The sequence below is a fragment of the Paenibacillus sp. PastF-3 genome, from assembly GCF_029893135.1.
In the GTDB taxonomy this organism is placed as follows: Bacteria; Bacillota; Bacilli; order Paenibacillales; family Paenibacillaceae; genus Paenibacillus_AQ; species Paenibacillus_AQ nitricinens.
Map to the genome: position 1 here is coordinate 729,932 of NZ_JARXWM010000001.1, position 24,782 is coordinate 754,713.

Below are 24,782 nucleotides of genomic sequence, written 5' to 3' on the forward strand. Positions count from 1 at the left end.
ATGAAAGAATTATTCCCTCGTAAAGGACTCCCCAATATAATTCAGAAATTGGAAAATGGGGATACCGTAACAATCGTCTATTTCGGCGGTAGTAATACCCGTTCTGAAGGCTACAGGGTCATGACGGCGGATTGGCTTCGTGAGAAATATCCTAAGGCGGAGATCCGCTCTGTGAATGCAGGCATTAATGGGACAGGATCGGATTTGGGCTGTGCCCGTTTGGAGACAGATGTACTGCGTCATCGGCCTGATCTAGTATTTGTTGAATTTGTCGGTAACGATGGCGGAGATCCCGAATCCAAGGCGCGGATCGAAGGGATTGTCCGCCAGATCCGCAAACGGAGCCGGTTTACCGATATCTTATTCGTTTATACGCTGAAGGAGCGGGATGTGGCCTTATTTCAGTCTGGGGAATACCAGAAGGGGGCTCTGATGCAAGAGGAAGTGGCCGAATATTATGGTATTCCTTCAATTCATCTGGGCGTAGCGGTCAGTCACTTGGTGTCGGAGGGAAAACTCGTTTTTACCTCAAGGGAAGACGTGTCCATTGCCGGAGCCGTTGTTTTTACGCATGATTCGATCCATCCGACTATTCCCGAAGGACACCAGATCTACACGGATACGATCACCCGGTCATTTGAGAAAATTAGAGAACTTCAAGATCATTTGGGAAGGTTAGTACATCACTTCCCTCAGAATCCGTTGGTTCCAGCTAATCCTTGGGAGTATGCAACCATGCTGTCACTGGATAGTCTTACTACTTTTTCCGCAGGATGGTCATACATGACGCCCGATGATTTTGCTTTGGTGCGTGAGTACAATTGGTTGTTCCCCGGTCTATGGCGAGCAGTCGATCCTGGAGAGGCTATCACAGTGCAGTTCGAGGGAACCCATATCGGGTTATTCGATATCGGGGGGCCTGATTCTGGCAGATTGAAGGTGTCAGTGGATGGTGGGGAACCCTTTCTTGTTGATCGATTCACATTACACAACGATCATAATCGAAATCAGTATGTATTCTTACCGGAACTCCCGAATGGGAAACATACAGTTCGCTTTGAAATCGATACCGAGAAAACAGACAAAGCGGCCGTGTTTGAAGCATGCGGCAATGAACGAAGCAGGGAGCACGTTAGGCAGCATCCAGATTGGTATGATCAAACGGTGATTCAGCTTGGGAAGTTGTTATTGGTGCAGCCGCCATTATAATTAATCATTAGGCATTTTACAATTGGTAAACCTATATCATAACTGACTGCAGTTGAGCGGTCAGTTATGATATAGGTTTCTTTTTTGCTTAAAATCTTATAAGAAATTCTTGAAATCAAAGAAATTTCACAGTGATGTGACATGCTATGATAAAAACGAGAGGATTAGCCAGAAGGATAAGGCTAATTGCTTCTTTACGATCTTCGAACAAAGGAGGGCACCATTATTTTGAAAGCGTTATCAACATAAGGGAGGCTGTGAGTTGTATGATAAAAAGGAAGCTGTTTTTCTTAATCGTTTTCATTGTGACGATAGTAGTTCCTTTCAGCCTAGTCGGGATAAGGACCGCTTACGCAGAGCCTTTACCGTATAAGACGATTATCATCGATGACGGGAGCATCACGATCAATGATGTTGTGACACCTGATGAGGATAACGAGAACAACGGCTATTCGGCTCCAAATTGGACCACAAGTACAGGGGTGAAGGGATATGATAACTCCAGTTCTAAATATACGAGTACAGCAGGCAGAACGATATCCTGGAATCCTCGATTGGAAGCGGGAACGGCGAAAATTTCATTATACAAGCTTAACTGGGAAGATAAAGCAGATAGCAATGTAAAAATCGAAATCGTTCATAATGGAACGACGGATGTTTTCTTTGTGGATTTGCGACCTTCATTTGGTGCCCCTGCGGGATGGGTGGATTTGGGAGAGTACTATTTTTCCGGAGTTGGTAAAGAATTCGTTAGATTAACTCGGTCTACCAGTACAACCAGCACGATAATTACTCGTGCAGATGCGGTCAAGTTCGAAGGGAATATTCAGCAAAAAGAGCCGCATAAGACGATCATCATTGATGATGGAAGCATCACGATTGATGATGTCGTCACCACTGATGCAGATAACGCAAATAACGGGTTCTCCGCTCCTTATTGGACTACAAGTACAGGAGTGAAGGGTTATCATAATTCCAGTTCCAAATTTACCGATGCAGTAGGAAGAAGCATCACATGGAATCCGCGATTGGAAGCAGGGACGGCGAAAATATCATTCAACAAGCTTGATTGGGCGGATAAAGCAGACAGTAATGTTAAAATTGAAATTGTTCACAATGGGATCACGGATGTCATGTTTATGGATCTGAGGCCTTCGTCGGGCCCATCGGCCGGATGGGTGGATTTGGGCGAATATTATTTCAGTGGTAATGATAGCGAATTTGTCAGACTGACTCGAACGCAACCTACGACCGGAAAGATCATTACGCGGGCCGATGCGGTCAAGTTTGAAGGGAACATCCGGCAGCAAGCTCCGCCGTTGCCTCCGCTGCGCAGCCGTACATTGGCGAATCTCAGTTACACGGAAAAAGGCAGTATCGAGAATGCCAGCTATAAAGCAACCTTCTATGAAGCAGCTTGGGATGGTGGCAAATCCATCGTTCGTGATTTGTTCTACAAGGACACGGATACGGGGAACTGGGTGCCTGTCAATAATGTGGCGGAAAGACTTGAAGAGCAGTGGGTCATATTAGATGGGAATGCCGGGAGTCTAACCAATTACTACGATACGATGAACAAACGCTGGATTACATTCGACCAGATCGAATTCCCTGACAGTCACACGGCGATATTAACCGATTCTTCACATGGAAGTGATTACGATTTACAAGTGAACTGGTCCATGTCAGGGGACAAACCTGATGTTTCCTTCACCTTTACACCCCGCCGGGATGGCAATTATGTGATCGGCTATCAGTCTTTCACAACAGAGCAAATCTCAGGCGTCAATGAAGTGTTAAATGGTTTCAGGTCACATGCAAAAATGGTAGGTTCAGTCGAATCAACAAGCTTAAGGGAGCTGAGCGCTCCGATGAGTCTGGTGGAAAAGAATGACGGTTCGGGGAATCCATTGACGTATGGGGTATTTGTACCTTCGGATGAGCTTCCGGTGGAATTTGAACCTACGGGAGGTGTTACGAAACAAAGGCTTGGCATGAGCCTTGTCAACAATGAAGGCAGCGTGCAGCCAATCTTGTATGCTCCTCAATTAGGGACTTATTCGAAAATGGCCGCAGAAAGCACTTATCAATTTCATATGGGACTAATCGCTCAAAAAGGCAAATTGTATGTGTCCTACGCGGATGTTCTTCGCAATGAGTATGGTTATTCCGCATACCGGGAAAATGTATCCGATCAGTCGCTTACTGACGCGATGTTCAATATGATCGATTTACTTAAGATAGAGCCGCAAGGGGACGACTCTGTTAATTATGTCCCGTCGCCAAGCGGCTGGTGGAATCGAGCCAAGGGATTTATTGATATTGAGAACGAGGATAGCATTCGAACCACCTCGAATGCAGTTCTTCTGGGAGCCTACTATTTGACCGGAGACGACCAGCTTTACGATACGAGAGCGCTGCCGTCCATCCAGAACGGTGTATCGCGAAATGGAATTGGATGGTCACCGACGCAGAAACCAGTATACGGTGTGCCGTCGTTATGGAAAATGGCAACCTTGCCGTTTGATTTTTCAAGCGTAGCCGCTGTCCATCAGATGATGGGGACTTCGGCAGGAATTGGGGCGCTGGCGCAGGAAGAGTACCTCGTGCGTGATCCTGACCAGAAAGACCGGGGTCCTGTCATTCAGCCCCTGATGATGTATCGTATGACGGGAGATGCGCAGTATTTACAGGCTGCCAAGGCTGCAGCCGACAGCTATATCATGCAGCATATTGATACGCCTGCATCCGTAAATGTGAGTAAAAATGAGTTCATTTATTATTATAGCAAGCTGTGGATGGAGATCTTGGAGCTTTACGAGGAAACTCAGGAACCCAAATACTTGAATGCTGCTTATAAAGAAGCCAAACGGTATGCAACGATGTTCGTTGCTCGTCCGGTTCCAGAAGGTGCCGTTACGATTCCGCAGCCTGAGACGTATAATTACGCGGAGTCGTTCCATTGGCCGGAAAGTGGTAAATATCAATATCCTCGGATCAAGCTCCCAGAAGATGTAGCCGGAGGCGTACAAGCGGATAGTTGGCTTGTTTCTCCCAATGGATTGACGTTTGAAGCGGGAAGTACAACTGGCTATTATCGGATGAATGCGCAGGAAGCTCCATTCATGCTGAGATTGTCGCTCTATACAGGTGATAAACTGCTGCAGGATATTGCTCATAATGCGGTCATCGGACGATATTCCAGCTATCCAGGTTATTACTATAAGGGCTTCGCCATTAGTCAATTGGAGCCAAATTTCCCTCTGGAAGGTCCAAGCGGCGCTACATCTATCTATTATCACCATATACCGGGACAGCTCGGGCAAACGATGGATTATTTGATCAGCGAGCAATCTTTGAAATCGAATGGTAGTATTACATTTCCTTCTGTATTTGAAACTAATTTTTTATGGTTCAAATATCACCTCTATGGAAATAAACCAGGTCATTTTTATGGTAACTCCGACGTTTGGCTCTGGATGCCCAAGGGGATTATTCAGACCAACCACCCTCAATTGAACTGGATAACGGGAGAGAGCGGGAATAAATTCTACATCGGGTTAAGCAACGAATCGTCAGCTGAAGTTCAGACTCCGATTGAGTTAAATTCGCAAATCATTGGGTTCAACCCGGCACAAGATTATACCGTAACCATCATCCGCGACAATGGCTCACCAGAGCAAGCGGTTATGAGTGGCGGAATCATTCAAGCCAAGGTTTCAAGCAAGGGAATAACCGCTATCATTGTAGAAGGACTCAACATTGAGGTGCCGCTGCACCAGATCAGAACTGCTGATCTATCGGATGCAAGCTATTTCTTCGATATCCACAGTCCAATAGATGCGGTTAAAGGCATGCTGATCGTCAAGCCCGACAAAACGGCCTACGATGCTTATGTGCAGGCAAAAACTACGAAACCAGCGACGATCCATTATTCCTTGGATGGCGGAGCTACGTATACGACCATTCCAGATACGATCTATCCGATGGAATGGTCGATACGGGTGAACGACTTATCCCAAACCTTCACTTATTATGTGGAATCGGACGGGAAACAGACTCGCAAACGGACACTCTATCTGCCTGATCAGGTAACCGAAACTCCAGTTCAACCGGATTGGCAGGAGGCTTCATCTATCATTGTGGATAATACAGAGGCAGAGACAGAAGGCGTCTGGATACGGGATACTACGGCTAACGACTATTACTATGATAACTATGTGTATTCCAAATCGACTGCAGGCACAGCGACAAGCAGGATAGTATGGCGGCCTGAGCTGCCGGAAACTGTTACTTACAGTGTGTATTACAAGCTTCCGCAAATAACCGCTGCCGGTGAAAATTGGGCAACGAATGCCACATTTACCGTTCATTATAGCGGAGGCTCCGAGACGGTTACCGTTGATGAAACAGCTGCCAATGGGACTTGGGTGCATCTGGGTGCTTATCCTTTTGCAGCAGGCGATATCGGGTATGTGGAATTAACCAATAAGGCCAATAAGTCACGGGTAGTTGCCGATGCCATGATGTGGGTGGACCCGAACAAGCTGCCGCAATTGGAGTCTGCGGTGATCCTGTCGGATCGGAACGAACTGCAGATGACTCAAACCGCACAACTGAGCGTAACCGGCTATTTGGATAACGGTCTGATTGGTGATCTATCACAGGCAAATGTGCAGTATTTCGTTGATCGAACCGATCTGGCTGAAGTGGACAGTAGCGGTTTGTTGACTCTTCTAAGTCTCGACGGGGAAAAGGATCACATTGAGGTATGGGCCACTGTAACGATTGACGGGGTGACCTTAACAACATCGCCTTTGATAATTACGATCAGGGACTTAACGGTTATTGTCGACAGTACGAATACGACTGGGTTGTACACGACAGAAGGGTCTTGGAGCCAAAGTAATTTAGCCGGATACAAAATTGGGGTTAAGTCCCGTTACTCTACCGTTCAAGGATCATCAGCGACGTGGAAAGGCCAGTTTCCAGAGGGGAAATATACGGTCTCCATCTACAAGCTCGTCCATACGACAGCAAACGATAATTATGTCAAAGTGGAAGTGAAGCATCAGTCGGTTACCGAGGTCACGTATATCGATGCAACCGTCGGCTCGTCGGGTTGGGTTAATCTAGGAACGTTCGACTTTACAGGAGACGGCAGCGAGTATGTTCGTTTAACCAGGGTTACTCCGACAACGGTAGATCCCCCAACTCTGCCTGCTGATATGATCTATACGAGGGCTGATGCAGTCAAGTTCGAACGGCATTCCGTTAGTCCGGTATTGTTTGGTCTGCCAGGTAAACCGAAACTTTCGAATAATAGCAGTGAGTTTCTGAATGGAAGCGGAACAACGGTAAGTGATAAGTGATATCGTAAAATAATCCTTTGAGCTGAGTGGATGAAACCGATCCATTCGGCTTTTTTATGAAACTATATTAACAAACGATAAAATGGTCTTAACTGGAAACGATTCTTTAGATTGTGTTAATCTGTCTAATAGTGAACTCCATTAGAGAGAGGGTTGTTACTTGAAAAGAAACATATTATATATTGAAGATAATGAGAAAATAGGCCAATGGGTAAAAGAAGAATTGGAGCAGCGGGGGTTTTCAGTTCAGTGGCTGCTTTCTGGTGAAGGAGCCGAAAAAGAAGTGAATCAGCATGAAATCGTTATTTTGGATATCATGTTACCTGGGTTAGACGGATTTACTGTAGGAAAACGATTAAAAAAGGCAGCTCCTGCTGTTCCTATTTTGCTGTTATCTGCTCGAACATCGATAAATGATAAGGTAGATGGGTTACAGTTTGCTGATGATTATTTAACGAAACCATTTCATACGGATGAATTAGTTGCGAGATTAGAAGTATTAATCCGCCGAAGTGGCAGAACACATTCTGGACGCATTTCATTAGGTAATCATATTGAAGTAGATCCAGGACTCCAAATGGTATATGACAAGCGCACAGGAGAAGAAATTATACTGACAGGGAAACAACATCAAATTTTAATGTACTTCTTACGCCACCCTAATCAAGTTTTACCAAAAGAACAAATTTATGAAGCCATTTGGGAAGAAACGTACATAACCGGTGATAAGACACTAATGGTACATATCCATCGACTACGTCAGAAGTTGGAACGTCATCCAGATTCACAAGAGATTATTGAAACGTTAAAAGGAATAGGCTATCGGGTGAAGCTATGAAACACAGCAGATCATTATTTCGCCGTTTTCTAAAAGTGCATTTTCTATTTATCTTCCTTCCTCCAATTGTGCTTATTTTCTTCTTTACCTTCTTTGGGTTTTCTGTCAATGAAGAACCTCTGACGTTAAATCCATTTTACATTACACTATTTTTGTTTGGTTTTATTATTGTCGCATTTATTGTCTCCTCTTGGCTGTTCTTCTTGAGACTTCGTAAACGTCTTACCTGCTTACAGGAAGTCATGTCATTTTCAGCTAATCATAACTCCTTTCCTAAACCGATTTCTGTTCAAAGTGATCGTATGGATGAAATAGACCAGTTGGGAAGTTCTTTTAATTGGATGATTCAGCAGCTTGAAGACAGTCGCAAGCGGGAATATGAAGAAGAATTATTACGGCATCGGCTCATTGCGAATTTATCTCACGATTTACGAACACCACTTACCATATTGAGAGGACATGTCACCAGATTAAATAAAGAAGCAGTAAGTTTAGAAGGACAAAACTCCTTAACAGAGATGAATCATACGATTACCAGAGTCGGAGATCTGATGGATGATTTACTTTCCTACACTTTGCTTACATCAGGGAAACATCCTTTTGTACCCATTTCAACAGATATTGGACGTTTAGTAAGAGCATCTGTTGCAGCATGGTATCCTGTATTTGAAGAAAAAGAAATTCAGATCGATGTGGATTTACCGGCAGAGGAGACTTTTTATTGGGAGGCCGATCCACAATGGATGACACGGGTTCTGGACAATCTATTTCAGAATATTCTTCGCCATGCAGCAGAGGGGGAATATGCAAACATTGTGGTTGATGTAGTAAAAGAACAGATCATCGTTGCAGACAAAGGTCCAGGTATGGATAACTTCTCCTATGAGCGTGGAGCAGGGATTGGTTTATCGGCTTCAAATTATATGCTGCAAAAAATGAAGCTGAAAGCTGACTTTACATCAAATGAAAATGGTACAAAAGTAGCTATTGGCCGAGCTTAACCTAAAGTTAACCCAGAATTAAACGGGCTGATAGCCGGGATGTAACTTTGCTTCTTTATAATAAGAACCATAACAGAAAGGAAGTGTTATGGTTGCTTACCATTAATAACTTAGTCAAACATCGCGGAAAACAAGTAATCTTATCTGGTATCAGTTTTAATGCTAGACCCGGTAGGGTAACTGGGTTTCTAGGTCCCAATGGGGCAGGTAAAAGTTCTACACTCCGCATCCTGCTTGGATTAGATCGTGCCACCTCAGGGAGTGCATTCATTAATGGAAAGCCATTCGCAGAATTACATAATCCTCTAGCAACCGTAGGTGCTGCACTTGATGGCTTTGGAGCTCATCGTATGCGGACCGGACGGGCACACTTGCGTTGGATTGCTCGTGCCGCAGGATTGCCTAGCTCACGTGTCGAGGAGGTTCTGGAAATCGTAGGCCTTACTAATGCAGCTGGGAAAAGAGTTGGCAATTATTCTCTTGGCATGGGGAGAAGACTTGGAATGGCGGCTGCACTGCTTGGTGACCCCAAAATATTGGTTTTAGATGAACCCGTAAACGGGCTTGACCCCGAAGGAATTCGCTGGATTCGGACATTTTTACGTGAACGTGCTGAGTCAGGAAACACGGTCTTACTATCCAGTCATCTAATGGGAGAGCTTGCAGCGACTGTTGATGATGTGGTGATTATTAAGCATGGAACAATCGTTGCAGATGGAACATTGGAAGAAGTAAAAGGTAACCATTCCACGCTGGAGGATGCCTATTTTGCCCTGACAAATGAGAATACAGGTGTTGTTGTATGAGAGCATTCAAGGCGGAACTATCAAAATTGTTCTCCCTGCCGGGCATTTGGCTTGCCTCTTTCATTGGAGCATTTGCCCCAGCGGTCATTGCTGCCTTGGACAGTACCGCACAAAAAGAGGAGATTATTGCTGGTGTTAGCACAAGGCTAGCGGAAGTTGGCTATATTGGATTAGTTTATGGTGTGCAAGGTGTCATTCTTCTTGGCGTGCTTGCTGTTAGTAGTGAGTATATGACAGAGAGCAGTGAATCGGGTGGAGGACAACAGATTATAACAAGTTTAACTGTTGTTTCATCCCGACTTCATTTTTTGCTGGCAAAAGCAGGGGCTGTGACAGTGATTAGTATACTGCTGTGTATTGTTGCTATTATGACAACTGTGTCAGCAACCCATCTTATTCTTGGTGAATATACCCCTGCATTGGAATGGTCTAAACTTATCGGTGCAGTTTGTTACTGGACATTTACTGCTCTTTTAGCATTTGGGATTACTATACTTACTAAAAATGGTATTATCCCGCTTACTGTGCTCATCATAAATTCATCATTTGTGTCATTTAGTTTCCTGCTTTCTAAGGTTACAAAGTTAGCGTTTTACTTACCTGATATAGCTGGCGCTGATATGTTTATGAGCCTTGGATTTAACACCCCATTCACAGGCGGTTTAATCATGTCTACCTGGGTAGCCGTTCTTTTCATTGTTGCATGTATTGTGTTCCATAGAAGGGACGTTGCAGCATGAGTGTCTCATCTAGTAGAAAGCTAACACAAATGCTTGGTGCTGAACTGGATAAACTAGTTACCTTACCATTGATATGGCTCACGCTTATGGGGACGTTCATTTTTAATTTAGTTTTAGCCGCAGCTTTTACTTCTATTGGTCTACAAGGGGAAGCAGGGACGCAAAGTATACTGAGTATAGGACTCGCTTCTATGAGATATATTCAAGCAGGGTTCATTATTCTTGGTATTTTAGCTACATGTTCAGAGTATACTGGCGGGCAGATTAGAACTACTTTAACTACGATACCTTGGCGCGGGCTTCAATTATGCACGAAGCATTTTGCGTTGGCAATCATCACTATTCCCGTGGCGTTTATTATTGCTGGATCAGGTGTACTATATACTTTTATTAGGATGGAAGATACAGCAGAAGTGATTACAATAGACACTATGATAACAACATTAACAGGTGCAACAGGCTATCTAACATTAACTACACTTCTCAGTGCAGCTATAGGTGCTTTATTAAGGCGAACCACGCCTGCTTTAGTGTTACTGCTTGGTTATTATTTCATTGTAAGTCCACTGCTGAGAAATTTTCTGCCTAGTATTACAAATTATTTTCCGGATATGGCAGGGTATTATATGTATATGCCGCGCTCCTCTGAGGAGATAAATATCCTTACATCAATGCAAGGGACGGGTATTTCAATGTTATGGACATTGGTCTTTATTACAGTTGCTATTGTATTTTACCGTAAACGGGATGCCTAATTTCAGGTTTCATTATAAGGTTGTAAATTCTCTTATGGATTGATTTCGAGCTACAGCTGTTGCTATCATAAATTTATGATCATCTATAATTGCATTTAAACGTTAATATCTAATGGCTTCGTCCTTTGTTTTCAGAGGACGAAGCCATTTGTGTTTTTTGGTGTTATAGCGAACAGCTCGCTATGGTCCTTCTTGTGGAAATTGATCCCCTATCACACGCATAATTGCGAACTAGGACAATTTTTATAAGTCAAATTTGTTCAAATCCAGTCTAAATAAGCGCTTACATTAGGGGGCGGCTAAACTTACAATGATGTCTAAGCATTAAATTTGGGAACTTCTCCTATAACGGCGACGAATTATACTGTCATAGGCTTTCTTGCAAAGCTAGATTGAATATTGGAAAAGGAGGCGTCATGGGGATTAAAAGACGAAAACCAACAGTGATTATCTTATTTATCGCTCTGATTGTTCTTATTTTACTCGTGTTGAGCTTAACTAACAAAAAAGCGGGACTACCTGAAAATTGGATATTCACAGTAGGCGGATACGCCGTAACAGAAGAAGAATTTCAATTTTATGTCAAAGAGCAAAGATCTATAACGACAGACTATTTCTTCAAAACTTATGGGGCCCAAGTAGATGAGGGCTTCTGGACACGTCAATACGGCGAAAATCATGAAACCCCATCTGAATACGCCAAAAAATCTGCGATGTCTGCATTGCTAAAGACCAAACAGGAACAATTAATTGCAGATGAGCGGGGGGTCGCCCCATACAAAAGCTTCGATGAGCTAAAATCCGACATGGAAGATGAAAATGTTAAGCGAACAAAGATGGATGATTCAGGAGGGACTTACTATGGGTTGCCTCAGTTTGACTTATATCAATACATGCAATATTTAAGTGGCGCCCGTTGGCCGGATTTGGTAGAAACCCAGCTTAAAAAAACGAAAATGAGCGAATCCGAGTTGCAAGTTGAGTATGCTTCAAAAAGTGCGGAATATGTTCGTATTGCTGATGAATTAACGGCCACGTTAGCGATAGCGGGGCAGGCTAAGGAAGAGAAAGTGCTAAATCGTTTGGACATATCTAAAGAAGATACCGAATCTCTTAAGTTCTGGGAGTCATTAGCTGCTGCTTCTGTAGGCGAGACAGTAATCGGTAAATATATGGGTGAAGATGTCATTGCCACATTAATCACAAAACCGGAAATCTCCAAGCTTAAACTGGAAGAAGTGAAGGATTCCATTCTATACGGATGGGCGGAATCTGACTTACGAGCGTTAATTGCAAATACCAATAAGTTGAAGATCGTGTATAACGCTAATCAATTCAGTGAATTAGTAGTGAACTAGAATAGTTATGTTTTTAAGTTTATAAGAATCTATGTCTATTGAGACTTCTATAGATGCAGATTTTTTATAAAGTATTCATTTATTAATTTCAAAGGGAGGAAGTGTTTGGATGATACGATCGAAATGGATGCAAAAAGCTTTATCGATGATTACGGCATCTTCGTTGGTATTCCCTGGTCTGTTCGGCTTGGCGCCTTTATCTGAAGTGTCAGCTGCGGGAGGGGGCGAATCTTTTGACTCTGTTGTACTAGAATTGACACAAGCGGCAGGTCAGGCGGGCAGGGTGAATCTTACCTATAAAGGTTCGCCTTTAAGCAGTCTGGTGAAAGGACCGGTTATTGACGAGGTTAATTACGATTCCAGCAATACAAATCTTTTAACTGTTAATAATCAGGGGAACATTACTTTAGCTAGCGGTTATACCTTTGCGTCGCAAGGCGCTCCGGGCATCCCGGTGACAATCACGGCCGCGGCGAGTTATTACCATGACTCCGATGTGTTGTTCATGGAGGACTTCGAGAACAACAATGGTCCGATGACATCAACGGGCAAATTAGGCTCGTCATATACGCTGTCCGATGCTCAGTCCCGTTCTGGATTGAAAGCGATTACACCTTCGAATGATACGAATAATGAAAATGTAGCCCAAGACGTGGCATTGCCGGCAGGCAGCAATTACAAGATGACGGCATGGTATTTTGACCCGTATCCTGATGAGGAGAAGACAGCGACGGATAGAACTCAATTTGCTATTGTAGATGGCAAAAATGCCACCTTTGCCGGGACATTCTATCAAAGCTCAGAGGCTGATGTTATTCATAACCCGACTAGATATACTTGGGCATATGCACCATCATCAGCGGGTACAGCAGGCAACCGTTGGAAAGATAGCGGGGCTTTACGTTCCACAGGCTGGCATAAATTCGAGTGGCTCATTACACCGAATGGTGCGACTTTACAAATAGACGGAACATTAATATCCGATTCAGCGCAAAGTAATATTTACAAAGCTATGAAGAGCGGTACAACCATTCAGCCTAAAATAGCTGGAGGATGGAACAACCAGTCAGGCAACAAAGCTTATATTAAAAATAAACATCTAATCGACGATTTTTATGTTGTTAAAGATGTGGCTACAACAACAGGAACCAGAACATTAACATTAAATTTGGTACCACCCGGTGGATTGCCAAATTTAGAAATAATCACTCAGCCAACAGCAGCAGAAGTGAAACAAGGTGAGACAGCAACATTTAGCGTTGCGGCATCAGCCGCTGCTTCAGCCTATCAGTGGTATGTATCTGATGACGAGACTGGCTTGAACGGGACAAAAGTCAGTGGAGCTGATAAGGCGCTATTAACGCTTCCCAATGTGGACTCAGCTTCACAACAAGGCAATTTCTATTATTGCGAAGTGTCCTCGGCAGAGGGAGTTATGGTGAAATCCAATGCTGTACCGTTATTGATAACCACCAATACACAGGTGAATGCGCCAATTAACCCGATGCTTGACTCAGATACGGGCATTTATAGTGGTGCTTCCAATTACGGAGATACCCTTGTAACACTGTTCAAAGACGGTGGACCTGTTGGTTATTATTTATCGAAAAATGGGGGACCCGACCAGCCTAACAATCATGAAAGGCATCATGTTCTGCCCTATGCTAGGGTACTGGGAGTGGGCAACTACACTGTTACAGCCATTGTTATTAATAATGCGGGGGACATCAGTGAAGAAGTTGCAGCATCCGGAATATTAAAGGTCGAGAAATTGCCTGTACCGGTAAATGTCAGATGGAACGGCACATACGCTACATGGGACCGTGTCGCTAACGCAGCTGCCTATTCGGTTCAACTCTTCAGGAATGGAGTGGCTAATGGAAGCCCGATTGCAGCAACAACCAGTGATGTGGCTTTGTCCCCGACTTTAAATGATACATTTAAAGTAACAGCAAACGGCAACGCAACATCACGATTCTTAGACTCTGCTGAATCAGGGGAGAGTACCCAATATTCAGCTAACATTGCGTTAATTCGCCAGAACGATACTCTGCGTGCAGGAGATAAAACGCGGTTAATCGTTGACACTGCTGATGTGTTCGTTGCTGATAACATCAGCTTCAGCCCAGCGGATCAAGACAAGGATAAGATTGAAGTAGATGATGCCGGATTCGTGACGGTTAAGAAAGGTTATGTTCCGACAGGGAACGAAGAGGTCACTGTTCAAGTGAGCGTTGATTACTTCAATAAGGCTGAAACTATGTTTTACGATGGGTTTGAAGGGGAGAAGAAATTTTCAAATGGTGCGAACGGATATGTTCACAGCGATGTGATGTCCCGTACCGGAGGAAAGGCCGCGACATCAAGCGGCGCCGGTCAGGTGGCTACTGTTCCAGGTACCTATAATTACGCCCCTGCAACCGGTAAGACAACAATCGTTACTGCTTGGTACTATGATGATGGCAGAGCGGGTTCCAATGACCATGCTGTCTTTGGCTTAACCCCATCGTCCAATGAACATATCGCCATCAATTATGGCAATGGAGATGGTGATTGGGCGGAAAATCTGACCCATTACGCAGTCAGACCCGGTTCATCTGGAAGATTCTATCCTGTAGATGTCAAGCGAAGCGAAGGCTGGCATAAATTCCAATGGTTCGTTACATCAACGGGAACGACCTATAAAATCGATGGACAAGACCTTCAAAGGCAATCAACAGATGGTGGCAATTTTGATACCCAAGTTAAGAATAATATTTCCAAGATCGATGCATTGCAGCTTGCTACAAACTGGGGCAACAAGGCTGGAACGGTTAAGGATATACAGAACAAACATTTTATCGATGACGTATATGTTATCGATAGTGGAAAAACAGCCCAAACCGGGACAGCTTCTATTACGCTAAAGCTGTTGCCTAAAGAGTATAGTCACTTGGAAGACAGCACATATGTTATGGGTCTGGATGACTATAATATCACCGTAAAGCCTGATTTGGCGGATCTAGCTGGAGTGGAAATCGGCACTGTAACTTTACTCCGGGATGTGGATTATACGATTAGCGGTGATGTATTGAAGATTAACAAAGAATCATTCGCAAGAAATAATATCGTACCGGGAAAATATACGGTTAGACTTAATCTGCATCCTGCCGAAATCACATTCGAGTTGAACATTGTACCCCTTGAAGTCCGTGATTATTATTTCTCCAATAACGGTGACGATCAGGAAGATGGACTCACTCCGGCTACGGCTTGGAAATCAATCTCCAAGATTAATGAATATGTATTTATGCCGGGTTCAACCATTTATCTGGATGCGAATAGCGTATGGAATGAACAAATCAGACTGCGTGGCAATGGTGAGGAAGGAAATCCGATTACGCTTACAAAATATAATACGACCGATCCTAACCAACGACCGATCATTAATGGTGGTGGAACAGCGTCGAGCCCATCAGGGATTTCCTTAAACGGTACCATTGAGTTATATGACGTTAACTATTGGGTAGTCAGTGGAATTGAAGTCACGAACATCGGCAATGCAGCAGGTGACGGACGTTCCGGTATCGCTGTAATGTCGCGGATTTCCAAGCTGAGTCAAGGTCAGTTTAATATTCAAGAGTATGCTGATGCTCGTATGCAAGGAATCGTTATTCGAGATAACTATGTTCATGATGTTAATGGGCTGCACCAAGCAAATGGAGCAAATAAGGTGTCCGGCGGCATCATTATTAATGGTTATGTAGATATATTAGTTGAAGGCAACAAAACCCTTCGCTGCGATAATGAAGGTATTCGCAATAATGCCTATGGACCAAGCAATCCAGGGACCAATAACACAGGTATTACTTGGAGTAACTCAAGCTATCCTTGGGCATCAAAAGCTGTGTTTAGAAACAACTGGGTTTCTAGTTCGGTTGGAGATGGTATTGTCATGTCCGGGGGGAACAACTCCCTTGTGGAAAGAAATGTGGTCACAGACAACGGTTACAGCTATCTAAGCGATAAGAGCGGCAACCTGGTTACGAACTGGGGACCAAATAATACAAACCCAACATATCTAGGTTCGCAAAACTATGCGGCCGCGTGGATTATGGCAAGTAAAGGTACGATCTTCCGCTATAATGAAGCTGTCGATAACCCTTATCATGCTAGCAATGACGGTATGGCTTGGGACATAGACAACTATTGTCAGGACAATGTGTATGAATACAATTACAGCCGAAATAACTATGGCGGTTGGTATTTACAGATGAATGCTGCCAAGGGCAATATCGTTCGGTATAACATTAGCGTGAATGATGGTCGCAGCCCGGATTTTAACAAGAGCTTTAATAGTCTTATATTACTAGCGGGAGGTTCTTCAACGAGCGAGGAATTAAGCGGCTTATACTATAACAATGTTATCGTCACGCCATTAAAGAATAGCAGTTCGTTAGTGTTTGACCCGACAGCCTCCAACTTGAACATTTATTTCCAGAATAATATTTTTGCCTACACTGGGGAAAACAACCATGTTGGTCTGAAAGGCGGGGGAACATCAGCTCCATTTGCAGCCGGACGGTTTACGAACAACATTGTGTATCCGGCTAATCTTTTTGGTAGCATGTACGCAGGCGGGGGCGGGTATCTAGGTGCAGGCGTAACTGCAACAGACAACCGCTATGTAACAGAAGAGGAACTAAATTCTATATTAAATGATTATAAATCTACACCGGAACATTGGATTACTAACAGTGGAACAGTTGATGCCAAGCTTGATTATAGTGCGATGAACGGGTTCCGTCTTGCTGACGGTAATAACCTGGCCTTTGGTACAGGTGCCGAAATTGTGAGCCCATATGTGGATCGCGCGAACGCTCTACCTCATATGACGGAGAGAACAGACTTCTTCGGCAACCCACTTAGCGGCAGAACACCTTCCATCGGTGCACACAACCCTTATGCGGTGACTTTTGATTCTAATGGTGGCAGCGATGTTGCAATGAAGTTCGCTGATCAGGGCGGGACAATTACCGAGCCAACAGCGCCGACAAAAGAAAAAACGGTTTTCGACGGTTGGTATCAAGATGCAGGATTAAACGATGCCTGGGATTTCGTTGCTGATCCTGTTACAAGGAATATTGAATTATATGCGAAATGGGCTGAAGGCGCAGGTACGGCGCCAACGATTACGACGAATTCGCTTGCGGATGGCAAAGTTGGACAACCGTATACGGCAGTCTTTACCACTGTCGGCGATAAACCGATCAAATGGGCCATTGTAGAGGGTCAATTGCCATCAGGATTAAGCTTGGATGAAGATGCAGGTATTATATCTGGTACACCGGATCAATGGGGTCAATTTACGTTCAAAGTTCAAGCTAATAATGAAGCAGGCAGTGACACGAAACGGTTCAATATCGTGATCACTGAAGACGTCTCCGGTGACACAGCTCCGGAAATTATAACTAAGAACTTGCCAAGCGGCAAAGTAGGACAACCGTATACGGCAACTTTAGCGGTATATGGCAGCCAACCGATGACTTGGAAGATCCAGGGAGGAGCTTTGCCAGCAGATTTTAACCTAGATGAAACAACCGGCGTTATCTCGGGTACACCTCAAGAGGCAGGGTATTACGAATTTAATGTTGCAGCAATGAATGACTTTGGTAAAGATGAGCGGGTATTAAGCATCGAGATTAAAGAGGATAAGCCAGTAGATACAGCTCCAGAGATTATCACTAAGAATCTGCCAAACGGCAAAGCTGGACAACCGTATACGGTAACATTAGCGGTATACGGCGACGAACCGGTTACTTGGACAGTGAGTGATAATTATTTACCTGTTGGGTTGAATTTAGAAGAAGCTTCGGGTGTAATATCAGGGGTGCCTACTGAAGCGGGAACGTACAAATTTACTGTTACGGCTTCCAATCATGCTGGCAGGGATACGACAGAGTTAACTATCGTAATTACTGCCAATGACAACGGCGGTAATAACAATGGCGAAAGTTCAGGTGGCCCAAGCAGTACGCCGACGCCTTCGCCAGAACCATCAGTAGCGGATCGTATGGATGCTACAATCAAAGAGCAGCTGAAGAAGGGCGATTCCATAGAATTGACGTTGTCAGCCGGAATAGACGAGCTTGAGATTCATAGCGATACGATCGGTGCAATTATTAAAGCTGACAAACCACTAATCGTTACGAATGACACCGTTTCGGTTGAATTATCACCTGAATTGTTGAAGCAATTGAATACAGGCAAGAAAATGAAGGTTGTCATTAAACCTGTAGATGAAGGAGACTTAGTAATAGGGGGGGGTTATGAGTTGAAGATCTTCGCGGATGACCGGGAAATAAAGGAGTATAAAGGGCTTATACCCGTAACCTTCGATCTGACAAAAGAGAAGTTGTTGAATAACGATATCAGCATGTTATGCGGTGTCATTCTTCGGTTAGACGGTAGCATGGAACGTTTAGGTGGTAACTATGACCATAAGACAGGTAAATTTACCTTCACAGCAAAAGGGCTAGGCTATATCTTCGTTACAACGAAGCCTGAACCTGTGATATTGGAATTTACGCTAGGTAAGACAGGGTATAAATTAAACGGAAACGAAATGAGTATGGACGTTGCGTCGATGGTCGTTAAAGGAAGAACGTTAGTACCACTACGCTTCGTAGCCGAGAGCTTAGGAGCAAAAGTAGGCTGGGATAACATTACGAAAACCGTACTGATTACCTTGGAAGGAAAGACTTTGTCGATTGCGATCGGTGAACTTGCACCAGGAATGGATGTAGCTGCTGAAATTGTAAACGGACGTACTATGCTCCCATTACGCTTCGTTGCTGAGTATTTTGGTGCAGATGTATTCTTCGATAATACTACAAAATCCATTCGTATCATGAAATAGTATTCGCTAACAAAATTTATTTTCATAGCTATTAAAAAAGTCCTGATGATAACTTTATCAGGACTTTTTTTTGCAATTTCGAGGATTTATAGCATTCAAGCTACTATTTTTAAGTAACTCATTTCGATAAATCACATATACCGTTTTTTTGAAATCGATTGTCAGATACTTTACAAAGAGATATGACATAAATCATAAAAAAGACACATCTTTTTGACGAGTATAGCTACATTGAGCTATAGGCAGTTATCTTCCTTTTATTTACACTTAAAGCGTATTCATAAAGGAGCGCTCACGATACTGAAACTAGTGTGCACAAAACGTCTCTAGCAATAGAAATCTCGCGATATAGTGGGGGGTACAATCAATCCAATATTTTGAAGGAATTAAGCTTTCATTCATTATTAGGTGAGTCAGTAGCAATTCTAGGCGAAAATAGCGCAGGTAAAACAACTTTTTCGTGCACTTCTTCAACTGCTTCGCAGAGAAACGGGAGGCTGAATCGGTATGAACCATTTATGATGAAACTGATGCAAGCTTCGGAGGTATCCAAGGATCGTAAAAAAAGGGGGCAGTGGTTATAGCCAAGAGAAACTATCATTCAGGCATTCTGAGAATTCTGGTCACGATATTAGCTACTCTCTTCTTTATCACACCAACCTATTGTAATGCAACTAATACGAATCCGGAAGCGATTCCACTGCAGCCGATTATTGATGCGGCTCGCAGCGGAGATTCAATTTCCCTCGCTCCGGGAACTTACCTGGGACCGGTTCGCATTGACAAAAGGCTGACCATCAGTGGAGAGGGAAGAGCAACATTAGTAAACTCTTCTCCAGACGCTAAGATTGCTGTCCTTATTCTCTCTGAAGGCGTACAGTTGGAAAATCTGAATATTCAACAAGACAACGACGAGGATGCGGCAGCGGTTCAGGTGGAAGCAGATAGGTTTATATTGAGGAATTTGACGATCCATACTGCGGGATTTGGAATTGTATTACGTGAGGCTGACGGTGGCATTATTGCAAATAATAAAATCCGCTGGTTTATTCCAAAAGGGACTGCTCCGGGAACAAGGGGCAATGGGATTGACCTATATAACTCTCACGGAACAAACATAAGTGAGAATGAAATCTCTTACTTGCGGGATGGCATCTATCTGGAGAACAGTCGCAATACAGTAGTTGACCAGAACAAGCTTTCGTATTTACGCTATGGTGTTCATTGTATGTATATCAATGGCTCTTCGGTCACCAACAACATTGGGGAATACAATGTGACGGGAGCAATGATAATGGGAGTAAAAGATGTTCTGGTTTCAGGCAATTCTTTTCGCAAGCAGAGACAGAATGTCCATTCCCAAGGGATTTTGCTATATGATGTGCATACCTCAAAAATTGTGAACAACGTGGTGGAAGGAAATCGTGTGGGGATCTATATGCAGCAGTCTTCAGACAACAACCTCCAGAATAACCTTGTGCTCCGGAACTATATTGGAATTCAGTTTGAAGAAGCAGAAGGTAATCGTTTTCAACGCAATGGTTTTGTTGCTAATGTCATTGAGGCACAAGCGACAGGAAGCAGGAATAATGAGATGAACGGTAATTTTTGGGATTCATTCGAGGGTCTTGATCTTACTGGGGATGGCGTGAGCGATCTTTCTTATGCAATTAATCCCTTTTACCAGCAATTAATCTCCAAAACTGCTGCTTATCAGATTTTTTTCCAATCACCAGGCATGACATTTTTAAGCGATATGTATGCAGACGGTAAAGCACAGTGGTCTACTGACTCGACTCCGCTAATGCAATTGGAGATAGGTGCGGCCGCTGAAGGGCAGACAAGTGGAGGCCAAGGATCAGTAATGATAGTAGGTTGGCTGCTTATGTTTTTTTCAGTGATTTTAATAATATACTTGGGGGTATTACGATTATGAAAAATTGGAATGTAGGTTTAATATTTGTCCTGAGTTTGTTAGTCTTGTCAGCTTGTGGAGTCAAGAAGTACAAACCTTTGGCTATAAATGAAGCGGTAGATATTTGTGTGATTTGCAACATGCAGGTTAAGGATGATGCTTATGCCACTCAATTGACGACCAAAGATGGTAAAAATTATAAGTTTGATGATATTGGTTGTATGAACGAATGGAAGGAAAAGAACGGGACCAAGGACATTGGAATGGACTATGTCAGGGATTACAACGACAAAGAGTGGATTGAATTTAGCAAAGCGAGCTATGTCTATGATGAGTCTCTGCGTACACCTATGGCCTATGGTGTAATTAGCTTTAAGGATAGCACTGCTGCTGAAGATTTTGTAAAGGAGCAAGGGGTAGGTACAGTACTGACTGCCGGAGATTTGGCATCCCATGAATGGAAACAAAATACGGATAATATGAATATGGATATGCATGGTGAAGAAGGTCATATGGACGACCATATGTCTGAGGATCAGGATGGTATGCATAATGACCAAGAGACGGGCATGTAATTATGGCTGACATGCTGCAAGTGGCCCGTAGAGAAATTAAAATGGGATTTCGCAATCCTTGGGCTTATTCTTTTTTGGGCCTATTCTGTACATTTAGTTTAGGCCTTTTGCTAATTAATTCACAAAATGTGGTCGAAGGGTATACAGCTGTCACGGGTTCCATGTTAAGTCTTATTGTTTATCTTTTGCCTCTAATGACCTTGTTTTTAGGTTCTTTCTCATTGACCTCGGAAAAGGAGGAGGGTAGCTGGCAACTGCTGTCTACTTACCCAATTGGAACGTTCTCTTTTATTCTGGGCAAGTATATGGGACTGGCCTCTGTGCTGCTCATCATTGTGGCTTTTGGTTATGGGTTGATGGGGATGATGTCTGGATTGATGGGCATGGCCTTCGATTCCAGTACGTACTTTCTTTTTCTGGCTTTTTCAGCCGGTCTGGTTATATTATTCTTGACGATTGCTTTATTGATTGGTTCATTGTCCGGTAACCGCTGGCAAGCCCTGACGGTGTCCGTCGCAGTATGGTTCTTCTTGGTCATTGGCTGGCCGACTTTTCTGATAGCTGGTTTAGGTTTACTACCTTATCTCTGGATAAAGCCTCTGCTCGTGGCACTCACCATTCTGAATCCTGCGGAGCTAGTACGTTTATTCGTTGTGATAAAGCTAGGTGGAGGCTCAGTACTGGGACCTGAGTACTACCAGTGGGTAGAGTGGATTAGAGGATCTAACGGTACTTTGTTGTTTGTGGGAGTATGCCTGATTTGGATACTAACCTCGATTCTATTCGTTTATTGGATTTGGGAAAGGGGGCGTTCCCGTGGATAATTTATTTGTAAATGTGAAGGGAATCTCTAAGATTATAAAAAAGAAAACATTAGTAGAGGAAATCAGTTTTCAAATTCCTCGTGGAAGTATATTAGCGCTATGTGGCGGAAACGGGGCAGGAAAAAGCACAGTTCTGCGGATGATTGCAGGTATTCTTCAGCCAACAGCAGGTGAAATTTCCGTAAATGGTCTTCGCTGGAGTGATTCACGCAAACAATTCTCGACGCAGATCGGATATATGCCTGATGATTATCAGTTTACACATGGTCTGTCTGCTGCAGAAATTCTAACTTTTTGGGCAGCGCTTCGTAAAGTTCCTAAACGGAAAGCAAGAGTCGAAGAAATACTCGTCTTAGTAGGACTAGAGGACAAACGTAATCTTCTGGTAAACACTTTCTCCAAAGGAATGCGTCAGCGTATCTTGTTCGGTCAAGCGTTGATAGCCAAACCGCCATTGTTGATTATGGATGAGCCTACCAACGGTCTCGACCCTTTCTGGATGAATGAATTCGTTAATCTGCTACAAGGCATAAAGGCAGAAGGATATACGGTGGTGTTCTCAACTCATCAACTGGAAATAGCAGATAAGGTAGCCGATCAAATTGTTTTTCTCAACCATGGAAAATGTGTTGGTTCAGGTCCGACTGAAGGTTTTCAATCAGAATTCGGTTCTTTATACGCAGCCTTTAATCATAGTCTGGGTCTGAGATGAGGATAACCCGAATCATTGCCTTGCTAGTCGTTGTCGGGGCTATTTGGGCCGTCGTATGGGCATTTATAGATAATGAAAACAAGGTTCCATCTGAAAGGATTCAAGTGGGGGCTGCCGCTCCTGACTTTGAAGCTACTACACTAACCGGCGAAAAAATTACCTTGAAGGATTACAAGGGGAAAAGAGTGCTGCTTAATTTCTGGGCCTCATGGTGCAAGCCTTGCATGCAGGAAATGCCTCTGCTGAATGATATTCACATGTCTTCGGGGGATCAGGTTGAAACGTTGTTTATTAATGTTGGAGAATCTAAAGGGACGGTATCAGAATATCTGAAAGGACACCAGTTTTCGTTTCCTGTTACTATTGATGTTACCGGAAAAATCTCTATCGCCTTTGGAATTACTGCGCTTCCTTCAACCTTCATTATTAATGAAGATGGAGAGATTGCAAAGATTAGGCTGGGCGAAATCGAAGATTACACGTTGCTGCAGCAATGGCTGGAGGATGCGAAAAACAGAAAATGAAGAGGTTGCTCCAAAGATTAAAAAGATGGCTGTTATAGCTATCTTTTTTACTATGGCTTTAGCCAGTTAAGTGAGTGAAGCGCGGGAAATCCGGTGAATCCATCTTTTAATGACATTAATAGTAGCTTTGCAAAGAATTAAATCATCGAGTCTGCGATCCTTTTGATTGAGAATTATTATCAATTGTTGTATATTAAGAACGATACATATAATTGAGTGGAGGATATATAATGCAAATATATTGGACTAAAATAAATAAGATTATTGAAGAAACACCTGAAGTTAAAACGTACCTGCTAGACTGTCCGAAAGACTTTACATGGGAAGAAGGATCCCACACCCACTTCGCACTGGAAGGTTTTAATGCCGGAGATAAACCAAATCGTGGCCTGATTCGCCATATGTCAATCTCTACTTTACCACACGAAAAATCAATCGGTATCACAACACGAATCAGAGAGCAGTGCTCTGAGTTTAAAACGATTTTAAGAACTCTTAAAATCGGCAATGAAGTTGCAATATTCAAAACTCATTCGAATCTACCGCTTAAAAGAGAAGATAAAAATGTTTACCTGCTGTCATCAGGTGTCGGACTGGCAACTTTCAGACCTCTTGTTCTGGATTATTTCGAACGTACTGACAATGTCAATCAAATTCATTCCCTGAACATAGATTCATCAAAAAATTTCTTATTCACTAATATTTTCGAATCCATTCCTGACAAGAAGTTCACATCACAGTTCGTCGATAATCGTAAAGACTACTATGAAGAAGTGAAAAATCTTGCTACAGACAAGGATGGACTTTTCTATGTTGTCGGTAGTGACGAATTCCTCGTTCAGAACATTGAAGTACTGCGTGAGCAGGGCATCAAGCCGGATCAGATTATGCTCGACAAGCGTGAACAACAACTACCTGAGTTTTTATCATTTGATTTGTAATTTTAAGTAAGTGTTTCGATCAGATGACTATGAAAATAGTCTTATTGGAAATGGGAATATTACAACTTCAATTGATTCAACTTACACATTCAATGATATTAATAAAAAGAGTAAATTAATAACTCAGATCTGACCTTACTTAATGAAGGTCAGTTTTTTTAGTAAAGATAAATTTCCGATTACTTGTTATTACTGTCAGAGGACAAAAACTCGCATCCTTAGCCGATTTGTTCGGGATCGGCAGACTGTTAAACTCCCATGAAAATTAACTTTGCAATCACAGTAAAAGACAACAGTAAATAGTACGCAACACA

The 24,782-nt window shown here is 43.1% G+C and carries 15 protein-coding genes; all 15 read left to right on the forward strand.

Annotated elements, in window-relative coordinates; genetic code table 11:
* Positions 1-1,209, forward strand: a complete 1,209-nt coding sequence (locus M2444_RS03355; RefSeq protein WP_280786270.1) for an SGNH/GDSL hydrolase family protein — start codon at positions 1-3, stop codon at positions 1,207-1,209.
* A 266-nt stretch (positions 1,210-1,475) separates the two neighbouring features.
* Positions 1,476-6,581 carry a golvesin C-terminal-like domain-containing protein gene (locus M2444_RS03360; RefSeq protein ID WP_280786271.1) on the forward strand — a complete coding sequence of 1,702 codons (5,106 nt, stop codon included), beginning with the start codon at positions 1,476-1,478 and terminating at the stop codon, positions 6,579-6,581.
* Positions 6,582-6,741: 160 nt separating this feature from the next.
* Positions 6,742-7,419: a response regulator transcription factor gene (locus M2444_RS03365; protein WP_280786272.1), complete on the forward strand. Its 678-nt coding sequence runs from the start codon at positions 6,742-6,744 to the stop codon at positions 7,417-7,419.
* Positions 7,416-8,420, forward strand: a complete 1,005-nt coding sequence (locus M2444_RS03370; RefSeq protein WP_280786273.1) for a sensor histidine kinase — start codon at positions 7,416-7,418, stop codon at positions 8,418-8,420. The genes M2444_RS03365 and M2444_RS03370 overlap by 4 nt, the downstream gene beginning before the upstream one ends.
* A gap of 83 nt (positions 8,421-8,503) precedes the next feature.
* Positions 8,504-9,226: an ABC transporter ATP-binding protein gene (locus M2444_RS03375; protein WP_341109051.1), complete on the forward strand. Its 723-nt coding sequence runs from the start codon at positions 8,504-8,506 to the stop codon at positions 9,224-9,226.
* Positions 9,223-9,966 (forward strand): ABC transporter permease, encoded by a 744-nt coding sequence (locus M2444_RS03380; protein WP_280786275.1) that lies wholly within the window; start codon positions 9,223-9,225, stop codon positions 9,964-9,966. Before M2444_RS03375 ends, M2444_RS03380 begins: the two co-directional genes overlap by 4 nt.
* Positions 9,963-10,721: an ABC transporter permease gene (locus M2444_RS03385; protein ID WP_280786276.1), complete on the forward strand. Its 759-nt coding sequence runs from the start codon at positions 9,963-9,965 to the stop codon at positions 10,719-10,721. The genes M2444_RS03380 and M2444_RS03385 overlap by 4 nt, the downstream gene beginning before the upstream one ends.
* Positions 10,722-11,137: 416 nt before the next feature.
* Positions 11,138-12,079: a hypothetical protein gene (locus M2444_RS03390; protein ID WP_280786277.1), complete on the forward strand. Its 942-nt coding sequence runs from the start codon at positions 11,138-11,140 to the stop codon at positions 12,077-12,079.
* Positions 12,080-12,188: 109 nt separating this feature from the next.
* Positions 12,189-18,977: a stalk domain-containing protein gene (locus tag M2444_RS03395; RefSeq protein WP_280786278.1), complete on the forward strand. Its 6,789-nt coding sequence runs from the start codon at positions 12,189-12,191 to the stop codon at positions 18,975-18,977.
* 574 nt (positions 18,978-19,551) lie between these two features.
* On the forward strand, positions 19,552-20,913 hold the full coding sequence (locus M2444_RS03400) for a right-handed parallel beta-helix repeat-containing protein (RefSeq protein ID WP_280786279.1): 1,362 nt from the start codon (positions 19,552-19,554) through the stop codon (positions 20,911-20,913).
* A complete protein-coding gene (locus M2444_RS03405; protein WP_280786280.1) occupies positions 20,910-21,467 on the forward strand; it encodes a nitrous oxide reductase accessory protein NosL in 558 nt (185 codons plus the stop codon). The genes M2444_RS03400 and M2444_RS03405 overlap by 4 nt, the downstream gene beginning before the upstream one ends.
* Positions 21,468-21,469: 2 nt before the next feature.
* The gene (locus M2444_RS03410) at positions 21,470-22,291 is read left to right on the forward strand and encodes an ABC transporter permease (RefSeq protein WP_094877877.1); all 822 of its coding nucleotides are present in this window, start codon (positions 21,470-21,472) and stop codon (positions 22,289-22,291) included.
* Positions 22,284-23,003: an ABC transporter ATP-binding protein gene (locus tag M2444_RS03415; protein ID WP_280786281.1), complete on the forward strand. Its 720-nt coding sequence runs from the start codon at positions 22,284-22,286 to the stop codon at positions 23,001-23,003. Before M2444_RS03410 ends, M2444_RS03415 begins: the two co-directional genes overlap by 8 nt.
* Complete coding sequence (locus M2444_RS03420) at positions 23,000-23,527, forward strand: redoxin domain-containing protein (protein ID WP_280786282.1); 528 nt, start codon at positions 23,000-23,002, stop codon at positions 23,525-23,527. The genes M2444_RS03415 and M2444_RS03420 overlap by 4 nt, the downstream gene beginning before the upstream one ends.
* 230 nt (positions 23,528-23,757) lie before the next feature.
* A complete protein-coding gene (locus M2444_RS03425; RefSeq protein ID WP_280786283.1) occupies positions 23,758-24,468 on the forward strand; it encodes a dihydropteridine reductase in 711 nt (236 codons plus the stop codon).
* Positions 24,469-24,782: the final 314 nt, after the last annotated feature.

Coding starts and splice junctions, on each gene's coding strand:
- M2444_RS03380 (WP_280786275.1), top strand. CDS start 9,223: ATGAGAGCATTCAAGGCGGAACTATCAAAATTGTTCTCCCTGCCGGGC.
- M2444_RS03355 (WP_280786270.1), top strand. CDS start 1: ATGAAAGAATTATTCCCTCGTAAAGGACTCCCCAATATAATTCAGAAA.
- M2444_RS03405 (WP_280786280.1), top strand. CDS start 20,910: ATGAAAAATTGGAATGTAGGTTTAATATTTGTCCTGAGTTTGTTAGTC.
- M2444_RS03360 (WP_280786271.1), top strand. CDS start 1,476: ATGATAAAAAGGAAGCTGTTTTTCTTAATCGTTTTCATTGTGACGATA.
- M2444_RS03370 (WP_280786273.1), top strand. CDS start 7,416: ATGAAACACAGCAGATCATTATTTCGCCGTTTTCTAAAAGTGCATTTT.
- M2444_RS03390 (WP_280786277.1), top strand. CDS start 11,138: ATGGGGATTAAAAGACGAAAACCAACAGTGATTATCTTATTTATCGCT.
- M2444_RS03410 (WP_094877877.1), top strand. CDS start 21,470: ATGGCTGACATGCTGCAAGTGGCCCGTAGAGAAATTAAAATGGGATTT.
- M2444_RS03420 (WP_280786282.1), top strand. CDS start 23,000: ATGAGGATAACCCGAATCATTGCCTTGCTAGTCGTTGTCGGGGCTATT.
- M2444_RS03385 (WP_280786276.1), top strand. CDS start 9,963: ATGAGTGTCTCATCTAGTAGAAAGCTAACACAAATGCTTGGTGCTGAA.
- M2444_RS03425 (WP_280786283.1), top strand. CDS start 23,758: ATGCAAATATATTGGACTAAAATAAATAAGATTATTGAAGAAACACCT.
- M2444_RS03395 (WP_280786278.1), top strand. CDS start 12,189: ATGATACGATCGAAATGGATGCAAAAAGCTTTATCGATGATTACGGCA.